The organism is Ruegeria sp. (genome assembly GCF_965199275.1).
GTDB lineage: Bacteria > Pseudomonadota > Alphaproteobacteria > Rhodobacterales > Rhodobacteraceae > Ruegeria.
Window position 1 is genome coordinate 732,276 of record NZ_CBDAQX010000021.1, and the last position, 25,398, is coordinate 757,673.

Annotated in this window: 34 protein-coding genes; 21 read left to right on the plus strand and 13 right to left on the minus strand. The window is 57.7% G+C overall.

Annotated elements, in window-relative coordinates:
• Nucleotides 1–137: 137 nt before the first annotated feature.
• The 4 genes from ACOERD_RS18320 to ACOERD_RS18335 all read left to right on the plus strand — a co-directional run bounded on the left by ACOERD_RS18320 (nucleotide 138) and on the right by ACOERD_RS18335 (nucleotide 2,644).
• A complete protein-coding gene (locus ACOERD_RS18320) occupies nucleotides 138–440 on the plus strand; it encodes a DUF2282 domain-containing protein (protein ID WP_170374122.1) in 303 nt (100 codons plus the stop codon).
• A 73-nt stretch (nucleotides 441–513) separates the two neighbouring features.
• Nucleotides 514–1,371, plus strand: a complete 858-nt coding sequence (locus tag ACOERD_RS18325) for a DUF692 domain-containing protein (RefSeq protein ID WP_419739971.1) — start codon at nucleotides 514–516, stop codon at nucleotides 1,369–1,371.
• Entirely contained in the window at nucleotides 1,368–2,129 is a 762-nt protein-coding gene (locus tag ACOERD_RS18330; RefSeq protein ID WP_419739972.1) for a putative DNA-binding domain-containing protein, read from the plus strand. Before ACOERD_RS18325 ends, ACOERD_RS18330 begins: the two co-directional genes overlap by 4 nt.
• Nucleotides 2,126–2,644 carry a DoxX family protein gene (locus ACOERD_RS18335; RefSeq protein WP_170459064.1) on the plus strand — a complete coding sequence of 173 codons (519 nt, stop codon included), beginning with the start codon at nucleotides 2,126–2,128 and terminating at the stop codon, nucleotides 2,642–2,644. The genes ACOERD_RS18330 and ACOERD_RS18335 overlap by 4 nt, the downstream gene beginning before the upstream one ends.
• A gap of 1 nt (nucleotide 2,645) precedes the next feature.
• Here the strand turns inward: ACOERD_RS18335 and ACOERD_RS18340 are convergent, their stop codons facing one another.
• Together ACOERD_RS18340 and ACOERD_RS18345 are read right to left on the minus strand one after the other, a co-directional pair.
• A complete protein-coding gene (locus ACOERD_RS18340; RefSeq protein ID WP_170459066.1) occupies nucleotides 2,646–3,014 on the minus strand; it encodes a hypothetical protein in 369 nt (122 codons plus the stop codon).
• A gap of 41 nt (nucleotides 3,015–3,055) precedes the next feature.
• Nucleotides 3,056–3,373 carry an ArsC/Spx/MgsR family protein gene (locus ACOERD_RS18345; protein ID WP_419739973.1) on the minus strand — a complete coding sequence of 106 codons (318 nt, stop codon included), beginning with the start codon at nucleotides 3,371–3,373 and terminating at the stop codon, nucleotides 3,056–3,058.
• 214 nt (nucleotides 3,374–3,587) lie between these two features.
• Here ACOERD_RS18345 and ACOERD_RS18350 point away from each other — a divergent pair, with 214 nt between their 5' ends.
• Complete coding sequence (locus tag ACOERD_RS18350; RefSeq protein ID WP_008758035.1) at nucleotides 3,588–3,794, plus strand: cold-shock protein; 207 nt, start codon at nucleotides 3,588–3,590, stop codon at nucleotides 3,792–3,794.
• Nucleotides 3,795–3,881: 87 nt separating this feature from the next.
• Here the strand turns inward: ACOERD_RS18350 and ACOERD_RS18355 are convergent, their stop codons facing one another.
• Both ACOERD_RS18355 and thyX read right to left on the minus strand, forming a co-directional pair.
• A complete protein-coding gene (locus ACOERD_RS18355; protein WP_170640906.1) occupies nucleotides 3,882–4,184 on the minus strand; it encodes a hypothetical protein in 303 nt (100 codons plus the stop codon).
• A gap of 58 nt (nucleotides 4,185–4,242) precedes the next feature.
• On the minus strand, nucleotides 4,243–5,154 hold the full coding sequence (thyX, locus tag ACOERD_RS18360) for an FAD-dependent thymidylate synthase (protein ID WP_419739974.1): 912 nt from the start codon (nucleotides 5,152–5,154) through the stop codon (nucleotides 4,243–4,245).
• A 177-nt stretch (nucleotides 5,155–5,331) separates the two neighbouring features.
• Between thyX and ACOERD_RS18365 the strand changes: the two genes are divergently transcribed.
• Genes ACOERD_RS18365 through ACOERD_RS18375 form a run of 3 tightly spaced genes read left to right on the plus strand, consistent with a single transcriptional unit; the run spans nucleotide 5,332 to nucleotide 7,171 of the window.
• The gene (locus ACOERD_RS18365; RefSeq protein ID WP_170374130.1) at nucleotides 5,332–5,760 is read left to right on the plus strand and encodes a VOC family protein; all 429 of its coding nucleotides are present in this window, start codon (nucleotides 5,332–5,334) and stop codon (nucleotides 5,758–5,760) included.
• A complete protein-coding gene (locus ACOERD_RS18370) occupies nucleotides 5,727–6,461 on the plus strand; it encodes a DUF1194 domain-containing protein (protein WP_419739975.1) in 735 nt (244 codons plus the stop codon). Before ACOERD_RS18365 ends, ACOERD_RS18370 begins: the two co-directional genes overlap by 34 nt.
• Nucleotides 6,458–7,171 carry a DUF1194 domain-containing protein gene (locus ACOERD_RS18375; RefSeq protein ID WP_419739976.1) on the plus strand — a complete coding sequence of 238 codons (714 nt, stop codon included), beginning with the start codon at nucleotides 6,458–6,460 and terminating at the stop codon, nucleotides 7,169–7,171. The genes ACOERD_RS18370 and ACOERD_RS18375 overlap by 4 nt, the downstream gene beginning before the upstream one ends.
• Here ACOERD_RS18375 and ACOERD_RS18380 read toward each other — a convergent pair.
• The 3 genes from ACOERD_RS18380 to ACOERD_RS18390 form a co-directional block, all read right to left on the minus strand.
• Nucleotides 7,165–7,662, minus strand: a complete 498-nt coding sequence (locus ACOERD_RS18380; RefSeq protein WP_170374133.1) for a winged helix DNA-binding protein — start codon at nucleotides 7,660–7,662, stop codon at nucleotides 7,165–7,167. The two genes, ACOERD_RS18375 and ACOERD_RS18380, sit on opposite strands and share 7 nt — an antisense overlap.
• A 77-nt stretch (nucleotides 7,663–7,739) precedes the next feature.
• Nucleotides 7,740–7,997: a succinate dehydrogenase assembly factor 2 gene (locus tag ACOERD_RS18385; protein ID WP_419739977.1), complete on the minus strand. Its 258-nt coding sequence runs from the start codon at nucleotides 7,995–7,997 to the stop codon at nucleotides 7,740–7,742.
• Entirely contained in the window at nucleotides 7,990–8,388 is a 399-nt protein-coding gene (locus ACOERD_RS18390) for a helix-turn-helix domain-containing protein (RefSeq protein WP_419739978.1), read from the minus strand. Before ACOERD_RS18390 ends, ACOERD_RS18385 begins: the two co-directional genes overlap by 8 nt.
• Before the next feature lie 92 nt (nucleotides 8,389–8,480).
• On the opposite strand from ACOERD_RS18390, the gene ACOERD_RS18395 reads away from it, so the two are divergent.
• Together ACOERD_RS18395 and ACOERD_RS18400 are read left to right on the plus strand one after the other, a co-directional pair.
• Nucleotides 8,481–9,683: a pyridoxal phosphate-dependent aminotransferase gene (locus ACOERD_RS18395; protein WP_419739979.1), complete on the plus strand. Its 1,203-nt coding sequence runs from the start codon at nucleotides 8,481–8,483 to the stop codon at nucleotides 9,681–9,683.
• Nucleotides 9,684–9,696: 13 nt separating this feature from the next.
• The gene (locus ACOERD_RS18400; RefSeq protein ID WP_419739980.1) at nucleotides 9,697–10,098 is read left to right on the plus strand and encodes a hypothetical protein; all 402 of its coding nucleotides are present in this window, start codon (nucleotides 9,697–9,699) and stop codon (nucleotides 10,096–10,098) included.
• Between the two features lie 3 nt (nucleotides 10,099–10,101).
• On the opposite strand, the gene ACOERD_RS18405 is transcribed toward ACOERD_RS18400, so the two are convergent.
• From ACOERD_RS18405 to ACOERD_RS18415, 3 genes are all read right to left on the minus strand, one after another.
• Nucleotides 10,102–11,466: an MATE family efflux transporter gene (locus ACOERD_RS18405; RefSeq protein ID WP_170467664.1), complete on the minus strand. Its 1,365-nt coding sequence runs from the start codon at nucleotides 11,464–11,466 to the stop codon at nucleotides 10,102–10,104.
• Between the two features lie 138 nt (nucleotides 11,467–11,604).
• A complete protein-coding gene (gene ppk2 / locus ACOERD_RS18410) occupies nucleotides 11,605–12,534 on the minus strand; it encodes a polyphosphate kinase 2 (RefSeq protein WP_419739981.1) in 930 nt (309 codons plus the stop codon).
• Between the two features lie 124 nt (nucleotides 12,535–12,658).
• Nucleotides 12,659–13,267, minus strand: coding sequence for a peroxidase-related enzyme (locus ACOERD_RS18415; RefSeq protein ID WP_170721657.1), 609 nt, complete (start codon nucleotides 13,265–13,267; stop codon nucleotides 12,659–12,661).
• Nucleotides 13,268–13,356: 89 nt separating this feature from the next.
• Here ACOERD_RS18415 and ACOERD_RS18420 point away from each other — a divergent pair, with 89 nt between their 5' ends.
• The 4 genes from ACOERD_RS18420 (at nucleotide 13,357) to ACOERD_RS18435 (ending at nucleotide 17,465) form a co-directional block, all read left to right on the plus strand.
• Complete coding sequence (locus ACOERD_RS18420) at nucleotides 13,357–13,971, plus strand: NYN domain-containing protein (RefSeq protein WP_419739982.1); 615 nt, start codon at nucleotides 13,357–13,359, stop codon at nucleotides 13,969–13,971.
• Nucleotides 13,972–14,082: 111 nt separating this feature from the next.
• Nucleotides 14,083–16,041 (plus strand): DNA topoisomerase IV subunit B, encoded by a 1,959-nt coding sequence (gene parE, locus ACOERD_RS18425; RefSeq protein WP_170676583.1) that lies wholly within the window; start codon nucleotides 14,083–14,085, stop codon nucleotides 16,039–16,041.
• Nucleotides 16,041–16,853: a hypothetical protein gene (locus ACOERD_RS18430; RefSeq protein ID WP_170465842.1), complete on the plus strand. Its 813-nt coding sequence runs from the start codon at nucleotides 16,041–16,043 to the stop codon at nucleotides 16,851–16,853. Before parE ends, ACOERD_RS18430 begins: the two co-directional genes overlap by 1 nt.
• A gap of 330 nt (nucleotides 16,854–17,183) precedes the next feature.
• A complete protein-coding gene (locus ACOERD_RS18435; RefSeq protein ID WP_170676585.1) occupies nucleotides 17,184–17,465 on the plus strand; it encodes a hypothetical protein in 282 nt (93 codons plus the stop codon).
• Between the two features lie 13 nt (nucleotides 17,466–17,478).
• Here ACOERD_RS18435 and ACOERD_RS18440 read toward each other — a convergent pair whose 3' ends face one another.
• Nucleotides 17,479–18,249, minus strand: a complete 771-nt coding sequence (locus ACOERD_RS18440) for an alpha/beta hydrolase (protein ID WP_419739983.1) — start codon at nucleotides 18,247–18,249, stop codon at nucleotides 17,479–17,481.
• Nucleotides 18,250–18,352: 103 nt separating this feature from the next.
• Here ACOERD_RS18440 and ACOERD_RS18445 point away from each other — a divergent pair, with 103 nt between their 5' ends.
• The 6 genes from ACOERD_RS18445 to ACOERD_RS18470 all read left to right on the plus strand — a co-directional run bounded on the left by ACOERD_RS18445 (nucleotide 18,353) and on the right by ACOERD_RS18470 (nucleotide 23,597).
• A complete protein-coding gene (locus ACOERD_RS18445) occupies nucleotides 18,353–19,180 on the plus strand; it encodes a hypothetical protein (protein WP_419739984.1) in 828 nt (275 codons plus the stop codon).
• Nucleotides 19,181–19,269: 89 nt separating this feature from the next.
• Nucleotides 19,270–20,007 carry a YgfZ/GcvT domain-containing protein gene (locus ACOERD_RS18450; protein WP_419739985.1) on the plus strand — a complete coding sequence of 246 codons (738 nt, stop codon included), beginning with the start codon at nucleotides 19,270–19,272 and terminating at the stop codon, nucleotides 20,005–20,007.
• Nucleotides 20,008–20,115: 108 nt separating this feature from the next.
• The gene (locus ACOERD_RS18455; protein ID WP_419739986.1) at nucleotides 20,116–20,778 is read left to right on the plus strand and encodes an ABC transporter transmembrane domain-containing protein; all 663 of its coding nucleotides are present in this window, start codon (nucleotides 20,116–20,118) and stop codon (nucleotides 20,776–20,778) included.
• Nucleotides 20,779–20,889: 111 nt separating this feature from the next.
• Complete coding sequence (gene istA / locus ACOERD_RS18460) at nucleotides 20,890–22,398, plus strand: IS21 family transposase (protein WP_419737976.1); 1,509 nt, start codon at nucleotides 20,890–20,892, stop codon at nucleotides 22,396–22,398.
• A complete protein-coding gene (gene istB, locus ACOERD_RS18465) occupies nucleotides 22,385–23,116 on the plus strand; it encodes an IS21-like element helper ATPase IstB (protein WP_419737606.1) in 732 nt (243 codons plus the stop codon). Before istA ends, istB begins: the two co-directional genes overlap by 14 nt.
• A gap of 208 nt (nucleotides 23,117–23,324) precedes the next feature.
• Nucleotides 23,325–23,597, plus strand: a complete 273-nt coding sequence (locus ACOERD_RS18470; protein ID WP_419739987.1) for a hypothetical protein — start codon at nucleotides 23,325–23,327, stop codon at nucleotides 23,595–23,597.
• Nucleotides 23,598–23,653: 56 nt separating this feature from the next.
• Here ACOERD_RS18470 and efp read toward each other — a convergent pair whose 3' ends face one another.
• Nucleotides 23,654–24,217 (minus strand): elongation factor P, encoded by a 564-nt coding sequence (efp, locus tag ACOERD_RS18475; RefSeq protein WP_170700249.1) that lies wholly within the window; start codon nucleotides 24,215–24,217, stop codon nucleotides 23,654–23,656.
• Between the two features lie 218 nt (nucleotides 24,218–24,435).
• On the opposite strand from efp, the gene ACOERD_RS18480 reads away from it, so the two are divergent.
• Nucleotides 24,436–24,756: a DUF6280 family protein gene (locus ACOERD_RS18480; RefSeq protein WP_419739988.1), complete on the plus strand. Its 321-nt coding sequence runs from the start codon at nucleotides 24,436–24,438 to the stop codon at nucleotides 24,754–24,756.
• A 67-nt stretch (nucleotides 24,757–24,823) separates the two neighbouring features.
• On the opposite strand, the gene ACOERD_RS18485 is transcribed toward ACOERD_RS18480, so the two are convergent.
• Nucleotides 24,824–25,393, minus strand: a complete 570-nt coding sequence (locus tag ACOERD_RS18485; RefSeq protein ID WP_419739989.1) for a cobalamin biosynthesis protein CobQ — start codon at nucleotides 25,391–25,393, stop codon at nucleotides 24,824–24,826.
• Nucleotides 25,394–25,398: the final 5 nt, after the last annotated feature.

Consider the following 25,398-nt stretch of genomic DNA (forward strand, 5'->3'; position numbering starts at 1 on the left):
TGTTAACCTGCAAGAGGGCATGACAATGCCTGACGCGCTTGTGAGACACGGCCTCGTGAATTTAACTGTGGCTCACTAGTCGTTACCTTTGTCATTGTCACAAGCAGACATACGCAGTCATCAAAAGGATTACCGAGATGTCGAACACAGCCAAATCCCTGGTTATCGCAACAGCCGTCGCAGCCGCCGTTTCGGGCGCAGCAACCACCGCCTCCGCACAAGCGAAAGAGAAATGCTATGGCGTTTCGCTGGCCGGTCAGAACGATTGCGCCGCAGGCCCCGGCACCACATGCGCGGGCACCTCGACTGTTGACTATCAGGGCAACGCCTGGACTCTGGTTGATGCAGGCACCTGCGCCGATATCGAACTGCCTGCACAGGCAGACGGCACCCCGCGCAAAGGTTCGCTGGAAGAACTGAACCGCGACCTGCCGGCATAATATCTGCCATACGAGATCCAAGGGGCGGGCCAAGTCGCCCGCCCCTTTTGACGTGATCATAGGGAACTGCCTCATGCTGGACGACGCACTCAGGTCGAACCGACTGCCCGCAGCGCCGGGTGTTGGGTATAAACCGCAGCACTTTGCACAGATCCTTGAACACGCACAGCCCGTCGCATGGCTGGAAATCCACGCCGAGAACTACATGGGCGACGGCGGCCGCCCGCTGGCGCAACTGCGCCATCTGTCAGAACAATTCCCAATCTCGGTCCACGGTGTTGGCCTGTCCATCGGCGGCGAAGGCCCGCTGGATGCAGACCATCTGGCGCGATTGAAACATCTGGTCGGCTGGCTGAACCCGGCCAGCTTCTCTGAGCATCTGGCTTGGTCGACTCATGACAGCCACTTCCTGAACGACCTTCTGCCCCTGCCCTATACCGATGCCACTTTGACCCGCATCTGCGATCATATCGACCAGGTACAAGAGGTGGTTGGACGGCAAATGCTGCTCGAAAACCCCTCCAGCTATCTGGCATTTGAGGAAAGCACCTGGTCCGAGCCCGATTTCCTGCGCGAAGTTTCGAACCGAACCGGATGCGGGCTGTTGCTGGACGTGAATAACGTCTTTGTCTCGGCCACCAATCTGGACTTCTCGCCCCAGGGCTATATCGATGCCTACCCGCTTGAAAAGGTTGGTGAGATTCACCTCGGCGGTCACGATGAAGACGAAGACGACCACGGCAAACCTCTGCTGATCGACAGCCACGGGCGCGAGGTCGTTGATCCGGTCTGGGCGCTTTTGGACTATGTTCTGGATCGGTCGGGGCCAAAGCCGCTTCTGGTCGAGTGGGACACGGATGTCCCCGACTGGCCGGTCCTGCGGGACGAGGCCGAGCGCGCCCAAGCGGCACTGGAACGGATCCCGGCATGAGCGTGTCGCAAACCCAGTTCCGCGCCGCGCTTCTGGACGCCTCTACCCCGGTCCCGGATGGGTTGCTGGATTCCGAAAACCAACCCGCCGGTCGTCGGTTCAGCGTCTATCGCAACAATGTCGCTGTCTCACTGACCGAGGCCATGCAGCAGGCCTTTCCGGTGATCACCAAGCTGCTGGGGCCGCAGAATATGGACGGCCTTTCCGGCATTTTCCTGCGCCAGCACCCGCCTACATCCCCGCTGATGATGTTCTATGGTGAGGCGTTTCCAGCCTTTGTCGCCGAAATGCCTCAACTATCCCATCTGGGCTACCTTGCCGACATGGCCCGGCTGGAACTTGCCTTGCGCCACTCTTACCACGCAGCAGACAGCACGCCTGCGCACGCCGATGCGCTGGCTGTTCCGCCCGAAGACGTGATGCGCGCGCGGCTGAGTTTTGCCCCGGCGATGCGCGTAATCCGGTCGGATTGGCCGATCCACGCGATCTGGCGCTACAATTCGGAAGCGGATGCCCCGAAACCGGTCGCTCAGGCCGAGGACGTTCTGGTCACCCGCCCCGAATATGATCCCGCACCGCATCTGCTGCCCAAAGGCGGAGCAGACTGGATCGCACATATGCAAGCGGGCGACACCATCGGCAGCGCGTTCGAAAAAACCGCTGCCGACACGCCCGACTTTGATCTTGGAACCACTCTGGCACTGCTTTTGCAAGGCGGTGCAATAACCTCTGTGACTATCGAAAGGCTGGAGTCATGACTGCGCTCATCTCAATCCACAACTCCGTTTTGGGAAAGGTGGACCATGCGTCCGGTTGGCTGACGCCTACCCTCGCCCGGCTCGTGTTTATTGCTGTATTGCTCGTCTATTACTGGAATTCGGCGATGCTGAAGATTGATGGGTCGATCTTCTCGCCCTCCAGTGGTGCATTTGGACAGATTTTTCCGAAAGCCGCCGAAGCCGTGCTGTGGGACGTCACGCAGATGACGTTCTTCCAGCGTATCGTGATCTTCCTTGGCACCGTTGCCGAGTTCGTCCTGCCCGCACTGCTGCTGGTCGGACTGTTCACACGTCTGGCTGCAGTTGCAATGATCGGATTTGTCTGGGTGCAGACCATTGTCGACGTGACCGGCCATGGCGTGAAACTTGGTAGCCTGTTCAATGCTGCGCCCGACCTGGTGGATCAGCGCACCATGTGGACCTTCCTGTTCCTGGTGATGGTTATCAATGGCGCAGGCCCGCTGTCCCTGGATCGCATCCTGCGCCTGAAATAACTCAGAAATGAGCCTTGGGTTCGTCCGGTTTTCCCGCGGCGAGCCCAAGCACCCCAGCCACTGCAGCAAACGCAATCGGGAACATGGTGAATACACCGAAACCGAACGCGTAGTACATTCCTGCTGCCGAGGCCAACAGCAATATCCCCGCAATCAACGCCCGCGCATGGGCCATGGCCCCACCCGCGATCGCCAACAAAGGCGCAAGGATCGAGGCCGCTTGAATCAGGTCGGGGTTATCCACCTGCTCGGCAATCCCTTCGATATCGCCAAAATGCTTGATGGCTTCGACATAGCCATATCCGAAAAACCCGACAATCATACCGATCAAACCGGCGATGACGCCCAAAATCATTGCAGCGTTTCGCATGTATCTTCCTTTACAGTTCGTATCAGCAGATAGGTGCGCGGCTACGCAACACCAAGAGAGGCCCGCGTTTCAGCGGTCCAGCCCAGAAACAACTCTCCGTCCTTTTCGATGAGAGGGCGCTTCATCAGCGTCGGATGATCGGCCAGCAACTCCAACGGTGGCCGCGCGCGCTCGGTATCGTCCAATCCACGCCAGGTTGTTGACCGTGTATTGAGCAAAGCCTCGCCGAACGCGGCAAAAGCTTGCGAAAGGGTCTCAGCCGGAACTCCGTCCGCCCTTACATCCACGAGGGTCACTTCTGGCAGCGATTTCAGTGCCTTACGGCAAGTATCGCAGTTTTTCAAACCATAAAGGCGCATTTTTGGGCTGCTCCTGCATTTGTAACTTTTTTATGCAAACTGGTTGGTTCCCAGCGGTATTTCTTGATTTTTTACTTCACCGTGCAATGTTGAAAAAGACGAAACGTGCGTTTCGGACTGTATCTGACCCAGAAATCAGCCCGATACGCCATTAAGTCGACCAAAGCCCCCACCAATTTGTGGGACAATGCGCAAGTAGAAGGAGACACGGGACATGCCAACCGGCACCGTGAAATGGTTTAACACTACCAAAGGCTATGGGTTTATTGCCCCTGATGAGGGGGGCAAAGATGTGTTTGTTCATATCTCGGCCGTAGAACGATCCGGCCTCACCGGACTCGCAGACAATCAGAAAGTCTCGTACGAGTTGCAGGACGGGCGTGACGGCCGCCAGATGGCAGCTGATTTGAAGCCGTTGTAACCTCCACCCCGCCAGATGTGGGGTGTTTCCAATCAAGGCTGACGGCCAATTTCAGGCCGTCAGCCAAATATTCCCTAGAAATCGGCGTTACCCACGTGTCGATTTCTCGTTGGTGCGGGCATGCCAGTCTTCGCCCATTGCCACGATGCAGGACGTTCCTGTCGCGTAAGTAACGACCATGGTCCAGTCGCCGCGGTCGCTGCTCCAGACCTCCATGATCTGCTCGGGCCCGCGCATGCCGGTTGCCACGCGTTCGGCGCCGAATTGGCGGGTCAGTTTCTCTTGCAGCCTAGGGGTCGCTTCACACAGTATTTCGGCTATAGGTGATTTTGCCTGCGTAGGTGACGCCAGCACAAGACACAGTGGGATCAGGCGAAACAGATAAGTCATGAAGCCAATGTAACAGCTTCATGACAAAACGTATATACAAAAGATATGCTTCTGAGGCTCAATCCTTGCGGATTACAACCTCGAACTCACGCCACTCTCGCGCCGTCATGCCCGAGTTTTCCTGGGTCACAGTCTCACCTGCCAACATCCGGCGCAGGCTGTCGACCATTTGGGCCGAGAGGTTAACGGCACCCAGCCGATAATCCTCGAACGCCCTATAGGCGAAAGGCACCCAATCGGCGACGATCTTGCACATCATATCGGCATAGACCCGGATCTCGTATTGGGCATGCGGGTCAGCGCGCAGACGCAGGAAGTGGAACAGATTGTGCAGGTCCACCTTCCAATACCACTGCGTATAGATGTTTGCCGGCAGGTTCATCCGCGCCAGTTCGCGCGCCAAACCCTGTTGCCCATCCTGATTGATCATCGCCTCGTAATTGTCATAACAGCGGGCGCTGTCGGCCTTGAGGATTTCCAGCACACGCGCGGCCTCTTCCCCTTCCAAGGCGGACCCACGGCCCTGGTTGTTGACCTCGGACTGCGCGGCCACGTGGTCAGGGGCGGGAATATAGAACTCACGGTCGAGAATTGAATAGCGCGCCGAGTATTCGTTCACATTGGCGGTCCGGTGGCGAATCCACTGGCGCGCGACGAAAACCGGCAGCTTTACATGCAGCTTGATCTCGCACATCTCAAACGGCGTCGAATGCCAGTGACGCATCAGATAGCGGATCAGGCCCTCATCATTTTGCACGGATTTGGTGCCCTTGCCGTAGGACACGCGCGCCGCCTGACAAATGGCTGCATCGTCGCCCATGTAGTCGATGACCCGGACAAAACCGTGGTCCAACACCTGATGGGCCGTGTACAGATGGTCTTCCATGCCCGGTGCAACAACGCGGCGAGTTGGATGCGATTGCGCGCGCTGCGCTTCGATCTCGGCCAGTTGGTCGGCAGACAGAGGCATGAAATTATCCTTTCCAAGAATGAGTCGATGACCACTATATATCGTCAACTCCACCACTGGAACCGCGATATCTGCCGTAAACCGCGCGAAGTTCGAAATCGTGTTCTCGGCCCCTCTCGACACCTCGCGCAACCGCGCTAAGCTGCGCACCAAGCGAAGAAAAGGAGGAAGGCCAAGATGGGGCTGAGATATTTGCACACCATGGTCCGCGTGAAGGATCTTGAGAAATCAATGGCGTTCTATGAGCTGCTAGGCCTGAAGGAAACGCGCCGCCACGAAAGCGAACAAGGCCGGTTCACGCTGATCTTCATGGCCCCTCCCGGGCAGGAGGATCGCCCGCTTGAGCTGACCTATAACTGGGACGGTGACGATGCGCTGCCGAGTGACAGTCGTCATTTCGGTCATCTCGCCTATGGTGTCGACAACATCTATGAGACCTGCCAGCACCTGCAGGACAATGGCGTCGTGATCAACCGCCCGCCTCGCGACGGTCGGATGGCGTTCATTCGCTCGCCCGACAACATCTCGGTCGAGCTGCTGCAGAACGGTGACGCACTTGAGCCCGCCGAGCCATGGAGCAGCATGGAGAGTACCGGGCACTGGTGATCCGCACTCTGACAGCACTGGGGTTGGCCGCGTTGGCCAGCCCCGCGCAGGCCGAAGACTGCCGGCTGGCCCTTTTGCTGGCGCTGGATATCTCGGTCTCCGTAGATCAGACCGAGGATGCGCTGCAACGTCAGGGCCTTGCCGCCGCGATGCTCGCGCCCGAGGTTCAGGCCGCTTTTTTCTCGTCTCCCGCCCCTGTTGCGCTGGCCGTTTATGAATGGAGCGGCCGATCCACCCAGCACGTTGTCTTACCCTGGAAGTTGATCGAAAACGAAGGCGACCTGCTGGCCGCGGCAACCCGGATCAGCCAGTCCGAGCGGTCAGATTCCGGGTCTGCCACCGCGATGGGGCATGCGCTGGCTTACGGGGCTACCATGTTGCAGGATGGTCCGGACTGTCTGTTTCAAACCATTGATCTGTCCGGAGACGGGGCGAACAATGATGGCTATGGCCCCAAAATCGCCTACAAGCATTTTCCCTTCGACGCTGTCACGGTGAACGGGTTGGTGATCAATGCCGCCGATTTCGAGGGCGAGTTATTTCTGGTTCCTTTCTTCGAAGAAAACGTCCTGCACGGACCGGGTGCTTTTCTTGAAATCGCGCAGGGGTTTGAAGACTTTGAGCGTGCCATGCGCCGCAAGCTGGAACGAGAATTGAGCGGCCTGCAATTGGGATATCTGCAAGAAACAGGCCATAGATGACACGGTTGCTCGCGCTTGTTGTTAGCCTTTTAGCAGGATCCGTTTCGGCGCAATGTCGTCAAGCTCTCGCGCTTGGGTTGGATGTGTCCGGCTCTGTCGACGTTCACGAGTACAGGTTGCAGATCGACGGTTTGGCTGCTGCACTGCGGCGCCCTGAAATCCGCAAGATCATATTGGCAAACCCCGCATTTCCCGTTCGCCTCGCGGTGTTCGAATGGAGCGAACCCGGCCATCAGCGCGTGCTTGTAAAATGGACCGAAATCCGCACCGAATCTGATCTAGGCAGGATCGCGGCGAGACTGGGCGACGTGACCCGCAGCGCCGCCCCGCAAGGCACAGCCGTGGGCGATGCGATGCTGTTTGGCGCGGACCTCCTGAACCAACAACCGGAGTGTTGGAAGCACACTTTGGATTTGTCTGGAGATGGGAAGCACAATCTCGGCCTCCACCCACGCGCAGCCAAGGCGCTGCTGCAGGACAACGGCATCACCATCAACGGTTTGGTGATCGGTGTCGACGACTCCAACTATGGCGACCAACGGGATGTCCAGGTTGGAGAGCTGTCCGCCTACTACAACGCTTGGGTCATCCTCGGCCCTGATGCGTTTGTCGAGGTCGCACTTGGTTTTGAGGCCTATGAGGATGCCATGACCCGCAAACTGATCCGAGAGCTGCAGGGGATCATCCTATCCCAAGCCTCTGATCAGTAGATATAACGAATCTGGTCCGTCCAATAGCGTTCGACCCGACGCAGCGAAGTGGTGATATCCTCGATCCCTTCCGCCCCCAGAACGCCGCGGTTCTGCAACCCTTCGGCATGGCGCAAGAACAACTCGGACACGATATCACGAATCTCGCGGCCTTGAGGTGTCAGACGGACCCGGACCGAGCGCCGGTCAATCTCGCAGCGTTGGTGGTGCATATACCCCATCTCGACAAGTTTCTTGAGGTTGTAGCTGACATTGCTGCCCTGATAGTAGCCGCGGCTTTTCAATTCGCCGGCGGTCACCTCATGGTCGCCGATGTTAAACAGCAAAAGCGCCTGAACCGCGTTGATTTCCAGCACGCCCACCCGTTCGAACTCATCCTTGATGACGTCCAGCAACAGACGATGCAGACGCTCGACCAGAGCGAGCGCCTCAAGATAACTGGTCATGAAGCCTTTGGCCCCCGACGCAGAGACCTGCATTTCCATACTCATCCGACCCTCCGATTCAGCCGTGTCGTTTCAGACACGATGACCTGAATTTCCGAAAAATCGGTTAAGTCTGATTTTCTTTATTTTTGAAATGTTTGCGCGATATCCGCGATCAGGTCAGCGAAAGGATCGGGCGTGTTCACCTGCCCAGTGACCCATTGATACAGGTCCTGATCGTTTTCCTTCAGAAGCGCGTCATACAAATCCAGCCGGGCCGTATCCATCGAGTTCAGGTTGCGCTCGGCATAAGCCGACAGGATCAGATCCATCTCTTTGATCCCACGCCGCATGGAGCGCATCTGCAGGCGTTTGATCCGAACCTCGCGTGTTTCAGTCATTCTTGTCCTGCTCCAGCATCAAACGCAGTTTCTTTTCCAACCGGGCGGCGCGCTCTGCGCTGGCCCGCATCTCACCACGAATGGCGCGCAATTCGGCGACCGCGTCCGCCAGTTCCAGATTGGCTTCGCCTTCTTCCAGAGGGGCCTCCATGCCCTCACCCTCACCAGTCAGCAGCCACATGATCGAGACGTTGATCATGCCCGCCATCATCGACAAGCGATTGGCGCGCGGTTCGGACAGGTCGTTCTCCCAGGCCGCGATCGTTGCCTTTTTGACCCCCAGACGGCGTGCCAATTGTGCCTGCGTCATCCCCGCCGCTTCGCGCGCCCCGGCCAGCCTGTCTCCGAACGTTGCAGCATCCGGTCCGTACCAGTCGGTTTCGTCGTTCATCGGGGTCTCCAATTCTCGTGTGTCATACAGCTTGATCGTCAATCGGGCGCACCCTATGACAGACAGGTTGAACATACAAACCGAGGCCGACCATGAGTTTCCTGTCTGCGACATTGTCACGCGTAAAACCCTCTCCGACCGTCGCGATGACAGCGAAAGCGGCCGAGTTGAAAGCCGCCGGGCGCGATATCATCGCCCTCAGCGCAGGTGAGCCGGATTTCGATACGCCGCAGAACATCAAGGATGCAGCCGTCGCTGCCATCGCTGCGGGCAAGACCAAATACACCGCGCCCGATGGCATTGCCGAGCTGAAACAGGCGGCTTGCGCCAAGATGAAACGCGATCATGGGCTGGACTACACACCCGCGCAGATCTCGGTCGGAACGGGCGGTAAGCAGACGCTCTACAACGCGCTGATGGCAACGATGAACGAAGGCGATGAGGTTCTGATCCCCGCGCCTTATTGGGTCAGCTATCCCGATATGGTCCTGCTGGCGGGCGGAACGCCTGTTGTGGTCGAGACCACTTTGGAAAACAGTTTTAAGTTGACGGCCGCGCAGCTTGAAGCCGCGATCACGCCCAAGACCAAATGGTTCATCTTCAACTCGCCGTCGAATCCCACAGGCGCGGGCTACAGCCGGGACGAATTGAAAGCGCTGACTGATGTATTGATGCGCTATCCGCATGTCTGGATCATGTCGGACGATATGTATGAACACCTCGCCTATGACGGGTTCGAGTTCTGCACCCCGGCCGAGGTTGAACCCGGCCTCTATGATCGCACGCTGACCTGCAATGGCGTCTCCAAAGCCTATGCGATGACTGGCTGGCGGATCGGCTACGCGGCTGGTCCGGTCGAAATCATCGCCGCGATGCGTAAGATTCAGTCTCAGTCAACGTCGAACCCCTGCTCGGTCAGCCAATGGGCGGCGGTTGAAGCGTTGAACGGCACGCAGGACTTTCTGGCCCCCAACAACGAGACGTTCAAACGCCGCCGCGATCTGGTCGTCGGCATGTTGAACGCCAGCGACGGGATCACCTGCCCGACGCCCGAGGGCGCGTTTTATGTCTACCCATCAATCGCGGGGCTGATTGGCAAGACCACGCCGCAAGGCACGGTGATCAACTCGGATGAAGCCTTTGCCACCGCCCTACTTGAAGAACATGACGTTGCCGTCGTCTTTGGTGCAGCCTTTGGCCTTTCGCCCAACTTCCGGGTCAGCTACGCGACCTCGGATGAGGCATTGACCGAAGCCTGTACGCGTATCCAGCGTTTCTGTGCCTCGTTAACCTAAGCCGGAGCCACGCATGACCGCAGAGCTGCCAGAGTATTATTTCCGCATCCGAGAAAACGGGGCCGTGGTGTTCAGGATCGACACCGAGAATCGGCAGCAGCGGATCGAGATGGATCAGATCGCGGTCATCAACATCCGCAACGGAGAGGTCAAGCCGCATGGTCAACGCACCCTGACCGAGGCCGACAAGGCCGAGATCGCCCGATGGATGGATGCGCGCAAGGACCTGCTGGCCCAGCGCGATATTGACGATATTCACCGGGCCGTCGACTACCTGAACCTGACCACGCAATGGGCGCAGTCCAAAGCGTCGGAAGAACAGCTTGAAGAGGTGACCGACCGGCTGTTGATGGCGATGCACGATTTGCGCTCGGTTCTAGTGCGCAAGAAAGCGGACCGGCTGAAAGGCGGCTGAGGGCTACTCGGCCGGTACGCCCACCTCGCGGACAGATCGCATCCAGAACCGTGCCATCAGCAGGACGGCTGCAAAGGCCAGCCCAAGCACAAGGCCCATCCAGACGCCGATCCCGTCCATGCCCTGCACGAAGCCGAAATAGTAAGAGGCCGGGATTCCGATCACCCAATAGCTAAGGGCTGCCATGATCATCGGCACTTGTGCATCCTGCAGACCGCGCAGAAGGCCCAGCGCGATCACCTGAGCACCATCGACCAGCTGAAACAGGGCTGCCATGGCCAGGAGGCCGGTGCCAATCGCCAAAATCTCGCCGCGCTGCGCGTTGTCGGCCTCCATAAATAGCGAGATCAGAGGCTCGGCACAGGTCAGGAACAGTATGATCGTCAGCACGGACACGACCAGAGACATGCCGGTAACCGCAATCGCGCCACGCTCCAAATGGGCGCGGTCGCGGCGGCCCAACGCATTGCCCGCGCGAATGGTCGCCGCGTTGGACAGACCCAGATGCACCATGAAGGTCGCCGAAGCGAGGTTGAGCGCAATCCCATGCGCCGCCAGCGGCACCTGCCCCAGCCACCCCATCATGATCGCCGAAGTCGCAAACAGAGTGACTTCGGCCAGTGTGGTCAGGCCAATCGGAACGCCCAGCCGCAGAACCCGGCCAAACATATCCCAATCCGGGCGCCAGAAGCGTTGAAACAGACTGTGCTCCGGCAGAACCCGAACCGCATAGATGATAACCGCAACCAGCGACACGATCTGTGTCACCACGGACGCAATTGCTGCCCCCATGACCCCAAGCTCGGGCGCACCCCAATTGCCGAAGATCAGGGCATAATTGGTGACGCCATTCACGACCGCGGCGATAACGGTGATCCAAAGCACGATTTGAGTACGCTCCAACGCGGCCAGATAGGACTTCAGCACCATCACCAGCAGCGCAGGAAACAACCCCCATCCTGCAACGCGAAGATATTCCGAGGCGGTCTGCGCCACCTGCGGCTCCTGTTTCAGGGCAATCAGGATGGGATAGGACCACCATAGCAGAGGCATCATCAGTGCGGCATAGAGCAGTGACAGCCACAAGCCCATGCGGGTCGAGCGGCGGATGCTGGTCTCATCCTCTTCCGCCGCGGCCGTCGCCACCATGGGCATAACGGCCCAGCCAAATCCGGCCCCAAACAGGAACAACACAAAGTAGTAGCTGCTTGCCAGTGTCACTGCAGCCAGGGCCTCAACCCCGTACCAGCCGAGCATCACCGTATCGGTCAGGCCGATCGCGAACTGCGCCAAATGCCCGCCAACCAGCGGCAGTCCAAGCACAGCAATCGCCCGGAAATGGGCGGGATATGTCATCACTTTCGTCATCTCGCCAGCCATAGGCCCGCGCCCTGCCCAAAATCAAGGCAGAAAAGAAAAACTCAGTGCGAGACTTTGGATGGATGCCCGCCGAAAGAAAGAAGCCGTTGAAATTTGGCACTCAACGGCTTCTTTCCACTTTGCGTTTTAGTTGGATTTGGCGTCCGGGTGCAGCGCTGTCCCCAGAATATGATCCGAACGGTGGATCACATGATGCGCCTGACCGACGATCAGCGGATCAGGCCGATCAACTATGGACACGTCTTTGTCCGGATAATCCAGCGTCGACAGGAAATGGCGCATGCAGTTCAGGCGCGCGCGTTTCTTGTCGTTGGATTTGACGACGGTCCATGGCGCGTCAGCGGTGTCGGTGTAGAAGAACATCGCCTCTTTCGCCTCGGTATAATCGTCCCACTTGTCCAGGCTCGCTTTGTCGATGGGCGACAGCTTCCACTGTTTCAACGGATCGGTTTCACGGCTCTTGAAGCGGCGCTGTTGCTCTTCCTGCGTGACCGAGAACCAGTATTTGTAGAGATTGATGCCCGAGCGCACCAGCATCCGTTCCAAATCCGGGGTTTGACGCATGAATTCCAGATACTCGTTGGGATCGCAAAAGCCCATCACCCGCTCAACGCCGGCACGGTTGTACCAGGAGCGGTCGTAGAACACCATTTCGCCAACGGTGGGCAGCTCCTGAATGTAGCGCTGGTAATACCACTGGCCTTTCTCCTCCCACGTCGGCTTGTTGAGCGCGACGACACGCGCCTGACGCGGGTTGAGATGTTCCATGAAGCGCTTGATCGTACCGCCCTTACCCGCAGCGTCGCGACCCTCGAACAACAACACGAAACGCTGACCCGTATCCTGAGCCCAATGCTGAACCTTCAGCAATTCGGCCTGCAACTTGGCTTTCTGCGTCTCGTAATCCTTGCGTGCCATCTTGCGACCATAGGGGTACTTCCCGCTTTCGAACGCGTGCCGAATCTTCTCGGCGCTGGGTACGGCCGGTTCGGGTGCAGGTGTGGGCACTACCTTGATGTTAACGGCTTCGGGTTTCTTCTGGGCGGTCGTTTCCATTCAGCTGTCCTCTTGTTGTTCTTGTCTTGAGAACGAGCTAGCAGAAAGCGCAAGATCCTGCGTTGATTGGGATCAAATTGGAACGAATTTCGACGAAAAAACCGGGGGTTCCGAGACGAGCAGCCTAGCGATGCCCCCAATCATCGGGATTGTCGGAATTGTTGGGCGACAACCCCAGCACATCCCCCTTAGTCGAACAGCCCAAACCCAGAACCGTCCGATTGGCGTAGTTGAAATAGGCGCAGACCTGGTTGATCTCGAGGATTTCTCCGTCGTCCCACCCGGCGTCGCGCAGGGCTGTGACATCGGCCTCGACCATGGCGCCGGGTGCTTCGGTCAACTTGCGCGCATAGTGCATCGCTGCGATCTGCGCTGCGTTCAAAGGCGTGGCCTCCGGATCGCCCAACTCAATCGCCGCGCGGATCGCATCCCCCCTTGGCGGATCGGCCAGTAACCGTTGTAGACCGTTGAAGTGATGCTCAACACAATAGGAACATGTGTTCAACGCACTGACCCAAACACCAAGCGTCTCCAGAAACCATTTGGGGATCGTGTTGGCCGAATGGTGCAGCACGTTTTTGTACAGCGTCATGTGGCCTTCCATCGAATGCGGGCGCAGGGAATGCGCCATCATGATGTTGTCCACATTATTGTCGGGCCCAGTCACCCGGTCATACAACTTTTTTAGCTTACCGGTCGCTTCCTGAAATGGCACGGTTTTGATCCAGCTCATTGAAACGAGGCCCCTTTTTCCTTGAACATTTTAGGTCACACACAGCTTGGCTACATTTGAGGCGAACAATCAACCACTATTGAAAACAGATGCCAAAAGGGTTGAACTCCCTCCAGAATCTTCATCCCGGACGCGATTTCTTGCCAGAGGCCACCGTGCGTATTCTCATTATTGCTTTTCTTCTATCCTCCGCCGCAACCGCCTTTGCCGCGCTCTCTCTGATTTCTATCGATTGGCTTTTGCTAACTGCCCCTTGCGCCATGGCCAGTGCGCTTTTGATCCTGGCAAGATGGCTTAAACGCAAGCCACGCAGCTGGGCCGTTGTCGACGGATCGAATGTCATGCACTGGAAGGATGGCGAGCCTCGCATAGAAACGGTGCGAGAAGTAGTCGAGAAACTGACCGGCGCCGGTCTAACGCCCGGCGTAGTCTTCGACGCTAACGTGGGCTACAAGATCAAGGGCCGCTACTTGCACCACAACGCCCTTGCCGATCTGCTAAACCTGCCCGAGGATCGCGTCATGGTGGCCCCAAGCGGCACGCCCGCTGACCCCTTGGTGCTGCAAGTTGCAAAAGACTATGGAGCAATCGTCGTATCAAACGACCGCTTCCGCGACTGGGCCGAGGAGTTTGGCGCGGTTTTGCAACCGGAATACTCCGTGCGTGGCGGATACAGGGATGGGGCGCTTTGGCTGTCTTTGTAGCATGTCAAACGCCGACATTTAGGCAATCCATCCACAAGACCTCGGGTCCCTCTTCCCCCGACCCACATCACCTGCCATAATAGGGGAAACTCAAAAACAAGAGCAGCACCGATGCCCGACGATCTGTTGACGCCCAGCGCGACCGCCACTTATGACGCCTCCTCGATCGAGGTGCTTGAAGGGTTGGAGCCGGTTCGAAAACGCCCCGGTATGTATATCGGCGGCACGGATGAGCGCGCTCTGCACCACATGGTCGCCGAGATCCTCGACAACTCGATGGACGAAGCGGTGGCCGGTCACGCCAACCGGATTGAGGTCGAGCTTCACGCAGACTACGCCCTGACGGTGCGCGACAACGGGCGCGGTATTCCGATCGACCCGCACCCTAAATTCCCCGACAAATCCGCGCTTGAGGTCATCCTATGTACCCTGCACGCGGGCGGCAAATTCTCGGGCAAGGCGTACCAGACCTCGGGCGGTCTGCACGGCGTGGGGGCGTCGGTTGTGAACGCGCTGTCGGATTCGATGGTCGTACAGGTAGCACGAGACAAAACGCTGTTCGAGCAGCGATTCTCGCGCGGAATTCCTCTGGGTCCAGTCGAAAAAGTCGGCGCGGCGCCGAACCGGCGCGGTACGACCGTAACCTTCCACGCGGATGCCGAGATCTTTGGTCACCATAAGTTCAAACCGGCGCGGCTGTTCAAATCCATCCGCTCCAAGGCCTACCTGTTCTCGGGCGTCGAAATCCGCTGGAAATCTGCCATCGATGATGGTGAGACCCCGACCGAGGCCACGTTCCACTTCCCCGGCGGCCTCTCGGATTACCTTAAAGAAACGATGAACGGCTCCTCCACCTATGCCGAACAGCCCTTCGCGGGCACCGTGGACTTCAACGAGAAATTCGGAACGCCGGGCAAGGTCGAATGGGCGATCAACTGGACGCCCTCGCGCGACGGGTTCATCCAGTCCTACTGTAACACCGTTCCCACGCCCGAAGGCGGCACTCATGTGGCCGGATTCTGGGCCGCGGTTCTTAAGGGTATCAAGGCCTATGGGGAACTGATCAACAACAAGAAAGCCGGTCAGATCACCCGCGATGACCTGATCACGGGCGGCTGCGCGCTAGTGTCGTGCTTCATCAGCGAGCCCGAGTTTGTCGGCCAGACCAAAGATCGTCTGGCTACAGTCGAGGCACAGCGGCTGGTCGAAAACTCCGTCCGCGACCATTTCGACAACTGGCTGGCGGCTGACACGAAATCCGCCGGCGCGATCCTGGATTTCCTCATCCTGAGGGCTGAGGAACGTCTGCGCCGACGGGCCGAGAAGGAAACACAACGCAAATCCGCCACTAAGAAACTTCGTCTCCCCGGCAAGCTGGTGGATTGCTCTAGTTCAACACGCGACGGCACCGAGTTATTCATCGTCGAGGGCGACTCGGCGGGCGGTTCTGCTAAAATGGGCCGCGATCGCAAGACACAGGCCCTTTTGCCCCTGCGCGGCAAGATTCTGAACGTGCTGGGCGCGGCCAGTTCTAAACTGGGCACGAACGCCGAGATCAACGACCTGACCCAAGCTCTGGGTGTGGGCCTTGGCACCAAGTTCAACGTCGACGACCTGCGCTATGACAAGATCATCATCATGACCGACGCGGATGTGGACGGCGCGCATATCGCGTCCTTGCTGATGACATTCTTCTTCACCCAGATGCGCCCGATGATCGACGCGGGCCACCTGTATCTGGCCTGCCCGCCTCTGTACCGCCTGACCCAAGGGGCCAAACGCGTCTATTGTCTGGATGAGGCCGAGCGTGACGAATGGCTTGAAAAAGGTCTGGGCGGCAAGGGCAAGATCGACGTCTCGCGCTTCAAGGGTCTGGGCGAAATGGACGCCAAGGACCTGAAAGAAACCACAATGGACCCGGCCTCACGCAAATTGATCCGCGTCACCATCGACGAGGACGAACCCGGTGAGACCGGCGATCTGGTCGAGCGTCTGATGGGCAAAAAACCCGAACTGCGGTTTCAATACATTCAGGAGAACGCGCGGTTTGTGGAGGAGCTGGATGTTTAGTGGCTAACAAGAAAATCGGCACCTGCCTCCTCACTGGGAAGACCGACAAGCTCGTCAAATGCCATATTTTACCGCAAGCCTTCACTCGTCCTGCAATAAACGGTGAGCCGCTTCTTCAGTCGACAAAAGGTGAAGGCCATAGAAGGCGTTGGACGAGTTGGTATGACGCTTCACTAGTGACACGTGCCGGCGAAGACATTCTAAGCGCGATCGATGACGTAGCTATAAAGGAACTGAGACGAGCGAAATTGGTGTGGTCAGGTTGGGGAATCGTGCCACCGGTTTTCGAGCCGATTGGCCCGTACCTGCCAGACCATGGCCTACGTACCGTCAAAAAAATCAATCAGGAAGCCATCTGGAGGTTTTTTTGGAGTATCGCATGGCGAGCTAGTGTTTCCCAAATAGCTGATATGAAGTACTTTCAGCTTCCCGAGGAAGTTGAGGTAATGGCGCGAGATGCCATCTTGAAGCAGAGAACCTCATGCTTGGAACTTCCAGTGTCACTTATCCAGTTGTCTACCAAGGGAGAAGCACACAATCATTCCCCCATCATTGATACGAAATTACAACCAAGTTCAGATGGCAAAAACGAGAAGCAGGTACCTTTCGCTAGAATTTACGTAGATGGGTTAGTCGCGCACCTTGAGTTCTCGCCAATATCCAAAACACACGACGGGGATCTCTCAATCTGGCTTGGCGATCGACCTAACATTGCTGTCAGCACGATTTCATACGAAGCCTCATTTCACTATCAGAATATGCTGAACATAGCTTACGAAAGCTATTTTGGCCCTCTTAGTGAGCCTGCTTAACTATTCCCAAGCAATCCTTCTTGCCCATGTAAGTCGATAACGCGCGGCATCTTCGCCCCCCGAAGCAAGCGTAGGATGGGTTTCCAACCCATCAAATTTCCCGCCTCCAGATGGGTGTAAACACCCATCCTACACCACCACAATCCCGGCGTCCGATCTCAGCGATATCCCCGTAGGCCGGGCTTCAGCCCGGCACACCGCAACCCCCTTGCCTAACCCGTTGATCCCGTTCACACTTACCCTCAAACCGTCATCCAAGAACGACATTTGAGGTTCCGAGCGTCCAAGACCCAATCTAACCACGAACAGAGTTTCGAACGGGAGGACGACATGAAAACACTTACCCTAGGTCTGGCGCTGGCCGTGCTGGCCTCGACCGCCGCCGCGCAGCAAACGCTTAGCCTTGCATCGCCCATACCGGATGGGGCCGAGAGCCGGTTCTGCTATTACGAAGGCTTGGCCTATTCCGAAGACGCCTTTGTCCTGCTGGTCGGCGACAACACCGTCACCGACACAATATCCACCGTGCAGGAACGCCTGCTACGATGCCACCGCGACAGCGACGGTACCTTGAAATGGCGGCCGCAGAGTACATTCTCGACCAACAACTAACGAACCTGGCTCTCTAACCAAGCTTCTGGTCCAGCCAGTCCGCGATCTGCGCGGCTGGTCCCTCCCACCCAGGCTCCATGAACAGGAAATGCGCGTGGTTTTCGACGGGCATGAAAGTTGCTCGGTCTCCATAAAGGTCCGATAAGGCGCGGCAGGTATTGGGGTTCACGGCTCGGTCCTCGGTACCGGAGACGATCAGCACGGGGCAGTCGACCTTATCGATGTCCACTTTCATCGCGTGATGGTCGTCGAACATCCAGAAGAACATCTCGAACATCACTCGCCCGCTTTCCGGGCCAAGCCGATCGAAGACCGCGTGTTGTTGCGCCTCGGGCAGCTTATTCAGCGCAAACGGGGCCATGAGTTCAAAATCGACCCGCATGGGCTGCTTCCAGAAGGCCCCACCCTCCATCAACGCACGCGGTACGGCACGTTCATCGTCGGTCTCGGGCAGAGTGCCCCAGGCCGCGTTAGGATTAATCAGAACAATGGCTCTGGCCAAGCCGCGCGCGGCGACCTGTTGCGCCACAACACCCGCAATGGCGTGACCCAGCAGCACAGGCTTGCTGTCGAGCCCTTCGACAAACTCCGCGATATCATCCGCATAGTCCATGACGCTCGTGTCAGTCAGGCCCGGATCAGGTTCGGCCTTGGGGTCCGCATCGTGATACCGCAGAGCCGGGGTGTGGACCGTCCAACCGCGGTCACGGAAAAAACCAGCGTAGTCCTCCATACACCAAGGGCCGGCAAACGCGCCGTGGATCAGGACAATATGCTTCTTCATAAAAACCTCCCACCTATTTCCGCCCAGTATGGTCATCCTGAAAGACGAAACAACAGCGCGTGATCGCTGTTGCGTGAGGGGGCGGACCACTTAAACTTGTCTCATGACTTTTGTGACCGAAAACCAATTGCCTCTGCTGATCCTATTCTTCCTGATCGGATCGGTTGGAACGGGCTTTCTGTTTCGTAAACCAGCCGGGCACAGGGCGTGGAAGCTGGCCGATTTGGTTTGGGTGGTCCTCGGCGGGATCGGCGCTCTGGTAGCCGTTCTAGCGGGGCTTTATACATCCGACAGCTCGCGGCTGGATCGGCAGATAGACGTGGCCTACGCAGCATCCTCGGCTTTTGACCGTGATGCGGCGCGGTTCCGGTTGCGGTTTTGCGACCCCGCCTATGACCCCGACACCGGTGCCTTGTGCGAAAAGGTCGAGTTTCTGTCGGCCTCAACCGCCAGCAATACCGATCTGCCTCTTTTCATCGCGGTCACAAACGAGGTCGCCCCCCTGCAGGGTTTGCATTTCCTGTTCGGTCGGCAAGAAAAAGACGAGATGGAGGAGATGGCTGCCAAAGCCGATGCATTCGATATTGAACAATTTCTGGTCTTCACCTCGCTGGATGACGAAACCCAAACCGCCATCGACAATTTGCGCCGCAAAGTCCCCGCAATTGCCGGAGACTATCTGATCCTCGCCCAAAGCTACGATGAGCTGATCGAGCAGGTCAGCAAGCTGAAAGATGAATGGGAGTATCTGCAGGCCAACGCCCACATTCTTGTTCTACAGATCGTAGCGCTGTGTCTTGTCAGTTTTGCCGCGCCCTTCCGATTGGGGAAATCCATTGTCGAGCTGCGGACAACGCTGCATCCTGACGCGCCGCAGGAGGTGACCGATACAGCGCCTGACAGCCCTAGCAAAGCGCAGGCAGACAGCTAGTGCAGGCCTGTCAAAGCACCGAAACCTACTGGTCTCGGCCACAAAACTCCCTATATCTCGGGGCCGAGGCAGATGATAAGGACCACGCCATGCCAACCCGTCGCATATTGCGCCTGACCGGCTCGGATACCGAGAGCTTTTTGCAGGACCTGATCACAAATGACATCAGCGGGCTGGATGCAGGGCTGGTCTATGCCGCGCTATTGACGCCGCAGGGCAAATACCTGGCCGATTTCTTCCTGAAACGCGACGGCGACGCCGTGTTGCTGGATGTGGCCGAGTCGTTGGCGGATGGCCTGATCAAACGGTTAAGCATGTACAAGCTGCGGGCGGATGTGGCGATCGAGGCCTCGGACCTTAACCTGCATCGTGGCACCGGGCCTGCGCCAGAGGGCGCACTGCCTGACCCGCGTCATCCTGACTTGGGCTGGCGGGCTTACATCGCGTCGACAGAAAGCGATGATGGTACCGATTGGGACGCAATTCGCGTGCGCCATTGCATCCCTGAAACCGGCGTCGAATTGCACCCCGACAGCTATATCCTCGAATCCCGATTTGAGCCGCTGCGAGGCGTCGACTTCAAAAAGGGCTGCTATGTTGGTCAGGAAGTGACCGCGCGCATGAAACACAAGACTGAGCTGCGCAAAGGACTGTGTCGCGTCGCCATCGACGGGGCAGCCCCTGTGGGCAGCGCGATTGAGGCCAATGGCAAGCCGGTGGGCACCCTGTTTACGCAATCGGGCGGCCACGCCATCGCCTATCTGCGCTTTGATCGGGCAACCGGTGACATGCAGGCCGACGCGGCCACGGTCCGTCTGATCGACTGATATTTGTTGCCCAATCGGCACGTGGCCAAAGCGGTCTGAGCGCTGACCGTTTGAACCCCTGTCCCTGCCCTGCCACAGTGCGGCTATTCGAATGAACCGGATACCCGCATGCTACGACTTTATTCCGCAATCTGGCGCGCAAGCGCCGGGCGTCAGATCCTACTTATCCTGCTCTCAGTGGCCGTGGCCGCTCTGGCCGCTGTTCCGCTGGAGTTTCAACGCGCAATCGTCAACCACCTGACCTCGCTCGATGTCGGGGCAGAACGCCTGATCTATCTGGGGCTTGGCATGATGGGGGTGATCTTGCTGAGCCTCGCGTTGAAATGGGTTCTGGGTTACCGCGCGGGTACTTTGGGCGAGGACATGATCCGCCTGATCCGCCAACGTCTGCTTTGGCGGTCCTCAGACATCAACGAAACCGGCGAGAGCGTGCGCAAGGGCACCATGACCACCGCAATCTCGGCCGAGGCGGAGGAGCTGGGCAAATTCGCAGGCGGCGCATTCTCGGACCCGGTGGTCCAGATCGGCACGTTGATCAGTGTCATCGGCTATATCTCATCCACGCAGCCGGGGCTGGGCCTGATCGCCTTTTCGATGATCGTGCCGCAGATCATCATCGTTCTGGTCTCGCAGCGCAAAGTGAATGTCTTCGTGGCCGAGCGTGTCCGCATCCTGCGCAGTGCGACAGATCAGCTGACGACCGAGGATCTCGACGCGGTCGAGCAGGATATCAACGCCCTGTTCGACGACATCTATGAAACCCGCATGTAGAAAAGCGTGCAATTTTGACCCCCTAAGCGGGGAAATCGGCGTCCAAATTTGACCCCTCCCTATGGTTGTAGACATCCTTTTCATTGAGCAGTCGATGGAGAGGCAAGCGGGATGATTTGCGTGGAAACTATTAGAAAAGTGCGTCGCTTACACCTGATCGAAAAAAAGAGCATCAAGGAAATTTGCCGTTCGCTCAATTTGAGCCGTGCAACGGTTCGAAAGATAATCCGATCGGGAGTGACGGAGTTCAAATATGAGCGCAAATCGCAGCCATACCCGGTGCTCGGGCCTTGGCGCGCGCGTCTGGATGAAACGCTTGAGGAGAACGAGGCGCTTCCGAAGAAACACCGCAAGCGGATGACCAAAATCTGGAAGGAACTCTCCGATGATGGTTTTGGCGGCGGGTATGACAGTGTTCGACGCTACACAAAGAATTGGCGCATTGCGCACGGCCGACAACAGGCGCAGGCGTTCATCCCGCTGATCTTTGATCCTGGGGAGGCGTACCAGTTCGACTGGAGTGTGGAGACGGTTTTGATGGACGATGCACTCACGACCGTGAAGGTTGCCCATTTCAAACTTTGCCATAGCCGCATGCCATTCTCCATTGCCTATCCGCGCGAGACGCAGGAGATGGTCTTTGATGCCCACGACGAGGCCTTCAAATTCTTTGGTGGAGGCTGCATCAACGGGATCTACGATAACATGACGACCGCCGTCGATGCGATCCTGTCGGGCAAGGAAAGAAAGTTCAACAAGGCATTCTCCCGGATGTGTTCTCATCATCTGGTGAACCCGATCGCCTGTACGCGCGCGGCCGGTTGGGAGAAGGGTCAGGTTGAGAATCTGGTCAAGGAGAGCCGCGCCTATAGTTTTACACCGCGTCTGGAGGTGGCCGACTTCGATGAATTGAATGCCCGGCTGCAAAAAGACGCGATCAAACGCGCAAAAGAACTGCGGCATCCGGAAAACCTGGAGGTGACGGTCTGGGAGGAGTTCCAGCAGGAAAAGCCGCTGCTGACGCATCTGCAGAAGCCCTTCGTCGGGTTCCGTGAAAAGACGGTCGCCGTGAGCCGAACCTGCCTGATCAACTTCGAAAGAAACAAATACAGCGTTGAGGCAAGAGCTGTTGGACGTCAGGTCCAGTTGCAGGTCTACGCCACGCGGATTGTCCTGCGCCAAGACGGTGAGATTGTCGGAGAGCACGAACGGTGCTTCGGCCGAGGAAAAACGATCTTCAACCCTTGGCACTATGTGCCCGTCCTCAAGCGCAAGCCTGGCGCTCTGCGCAATGGAGCACCGTTCCGTGACTGGGACCTACCACCGGCAATGACGCAGATCTGGACCCATCTGCGGGGCACATCCGACGGAGACCGGCAACTTGCCGATATTCTTTTCGCTGCTTACCAGCACGACATTGATGTGGTCGAGGCTGCCTGCGAAGAAGCTCTAAAATCTGGCCTGCGCAAGGCCGATGCGATCCTGAACATTGTCTCTCGGCGCACCAATCCCCCGCCGCCAAAGGCGATTGAGCCGCCTGCCCACCTGCAGCTGAAAATGGCACCGATCGCGGATTGCGCTCGCTATGACAGGCTTGGAGGCTCCCATGCAACTGCGTAAGGAAATTCTCGAACTTGCCCGTCAACTGAAGTTGCCAGGCATCGTCAACTGCTTTGACGAAGTGATGCAGGCCGCAGCCAAAAACAACTGGCGGCCCCAACAGGTCGTGGCCGAACTCCTCACGGCCGAACTGGCCGAAAAGACTGCGCGCTCGATCCGGTATCAGATGGGTGCCGCAAAGTTCCCGGTCTGCAAGTCCTTACCTGAGTTCGACTTCACGGTCAGCCCCGTCAACGAGGAAGTCGTGCGCAATCTTCATGACGGCGATTTTATGGACCAGGCCAGGAATGGCGTGCTGGTCGGTGGAACCGGATCGGGCAAAACGCATCTCGCAACAGCGATCGGGGGCCACGCGGTCAATAACCGCCGGCGGGTCAGGTTCTTCAGCGCTGTGGATCTCGCGAACAAGCTGGAGGCTGAACATCGCGAAGGCAACGCCGGGCGGCTCAGCGAGCAGCTGATCCGCGTCGACCTCGTGATTATAGACGAACTCGGTTATCTGCCGTTCGCAGAGTCTGGTGGACGATTACTCTTCCATCTCATCAGCAAACTGTACGAGCGAACGTCTATTCTGCTAACAACCAACCTCGCATTTGCTGAATGGCCGAGTGTGTTCACAGATGCCAAAATGACCACTGCTCTCCTGGATCGACTGACACACCATTGCGATATCATCGAAACCGGGAACGAAAGCTGGCGAATTAACCACCGCGACTAACCTCGAAATCGGGGAATAAATTCAAAACAGACAGCAGGTCAAACCTTCAGTCGAGCTACGCTCTCTTTTCGGTTTGACCTGCTGTCCACCCCCTCCTGAATCAACCTAAACACGACCCCCTCAACGCCCCTCTTAGCTCCAAGGGGGGTCAAATTTGGACGCCGATGGGGGGTCATTATTCAATGCCGATTGACAAACCCGCAAGCGAATGTTTCTGTGGAAGCTTTCGGCCAAGTTCCTGCTGAGTGTGATCAACGGCGCAGGAACGGTCGGCATATTGATGCTGGGCGGCTGGCTGGTGCTTGAAGGCAAAACCGATGTGGGGACCGTTGTGGCCGCCACCAGTGGCCTCGGCCGCATTCAGGGGCCGACGGCCTTCTTGATCGCCTTTTACCGGCAAGTCAGCGCCAACCGGATCAAATATGAACTGATGCTAGAGCTGTTTGGCCCCGACCCGACACGCTATCGCCACCGCGATTAAAAAAACCGCGCAGCGGCAGGCTGGCGCGGTCTTTTCGGAGTACAAATGGGCGGCTATCAGGCGCGCTCGGAATATTCCATGGTTTCGGTGTTCACCACGATCATCTCGTCCTGACCCACGAATGGAGGCACCATGACCTTGACGCCATTGTCCAGAACCGCCGGTTTGAACGAGTTCGCAGCAGTCTGACCTTTGACAACCGGCTCAGTCTCGACGATCTGGCAGGTGACCTTTTGGGGCAGCGTGGCGTTCAAAGCCTCAGATTCGTAGAACTCGACCACGATGGTCATGCCGTCCTGCAGAAACGGGCGACGCTCGCCCAGCAGGTCGGCAGGCAGTTCGATCTGCTCATAGGTCTCGGCATCCATGAACACCAGCATGCCATCAGATTCGTACAGAAACTGCTGATCCTTCTGCTCAAGCCGAACACGCTCGACCTTATCCGCTGACCGGAACCGCTCGTTCAATTTAGACCCGTTGCGCAGGTTGCGCAGTTCGACCTGCGCAAAAGCGCCTCCTTTACCGGGCTTTACATGGTCTACTTTTACAGCCGCCCACAGCCCGTCATTATGCTCAAGCACGTTGCCAGGGCGAATTTCGTTCCCATTGATCTTGGGCATGACATAATTCCTTCACAAACGGTTGATGCGTCAGTTGTCGTCCCTATATCTGGCAGGACCATCCCTGACAAGACAACGACACCTAGTGCTGCACATGCAGCAAGCCATGCAAATGACGCAACGCAACTATGCATTTTAGCTGTATCCGAATCGGAGCTAATAGGTCATAAGGACCGTCACACCGAAAATGCAAGAGCAAGAACAACAAGGAAGACGAGATGAGAGATTTCGTTGACGGCACTGCCTTTAACAATGAACAAGGCAATCGTGCACGCAAACTTTTCGCGGCTGTTGTGCTGGCCGCACTGGATGATGCCATCGCCGATGACAAGAAATACGGCAATGGCTCCGAACAAATCGCCCGCTGGGCCCGCTCGCGCGATGGTCGCGAGGTGCTGTCCTGCGCGGGTATCGACCCGAACGAGCGGGTTGTTAGCGGACTGATGGACTTCGTTGGCCGTGGTGTGCGGACGTCCGTCGCCCTGTCGCGCGAAGAAAGCGAGCGTCGCAACGCCGCCCAACAAGCCGAAGCCGCCTGATCCAAGGCGATTTCACTACGAAAAAGCGCGCCTCCAGACTTTGGGGCGCGTTTTTCTTTGGCTATGTCTAGAAAAACAGAACCCATTGCCGAGCGACCCAAATCTCGGCCGCCAGCAGCAGCGCGAAGAAGAGCTTTGCGGACAGCGACAGCCCCCTGCTCCAAAGCACGACATAAGAGCCGACGCAGAGCGCGATTGACACCGGCATAACCCAAATCGAGTGATGCGACGTGTCCCAATAGCTGACCGGGCTGTGAAAGACCCAATCGCTCAGCGGCCAGAACTGAGGGCGCCCGTCCCCCGCATGCAGCCCGAAATCCATCAGCAGATGCAATAAACCCGCCGACGCAGCCACCGTCAGGACACGCCATCCCCGCCAAAGCCCCAGCGCCAGTGCCACCCCCCACAGGATGAACGAGTTGTCGATGGCGAAAACCGTCTGCCATTGCGGTGAAAAATACAGCTCGTCGAACACCACATGGGGCGGGATGTTCAGAATATGCAGCGATACCCCCGCCATCAGGTAGAGCGACAGATCCGGCAACAGCGATCCAAGCACAGCCGCCCAAAGTATGCGCCCGCGTGCAGGCCGCGCAAAGGCGGCTGCGCCGATCAAAAGATGCGCGGGTGTGTTCATCTGGG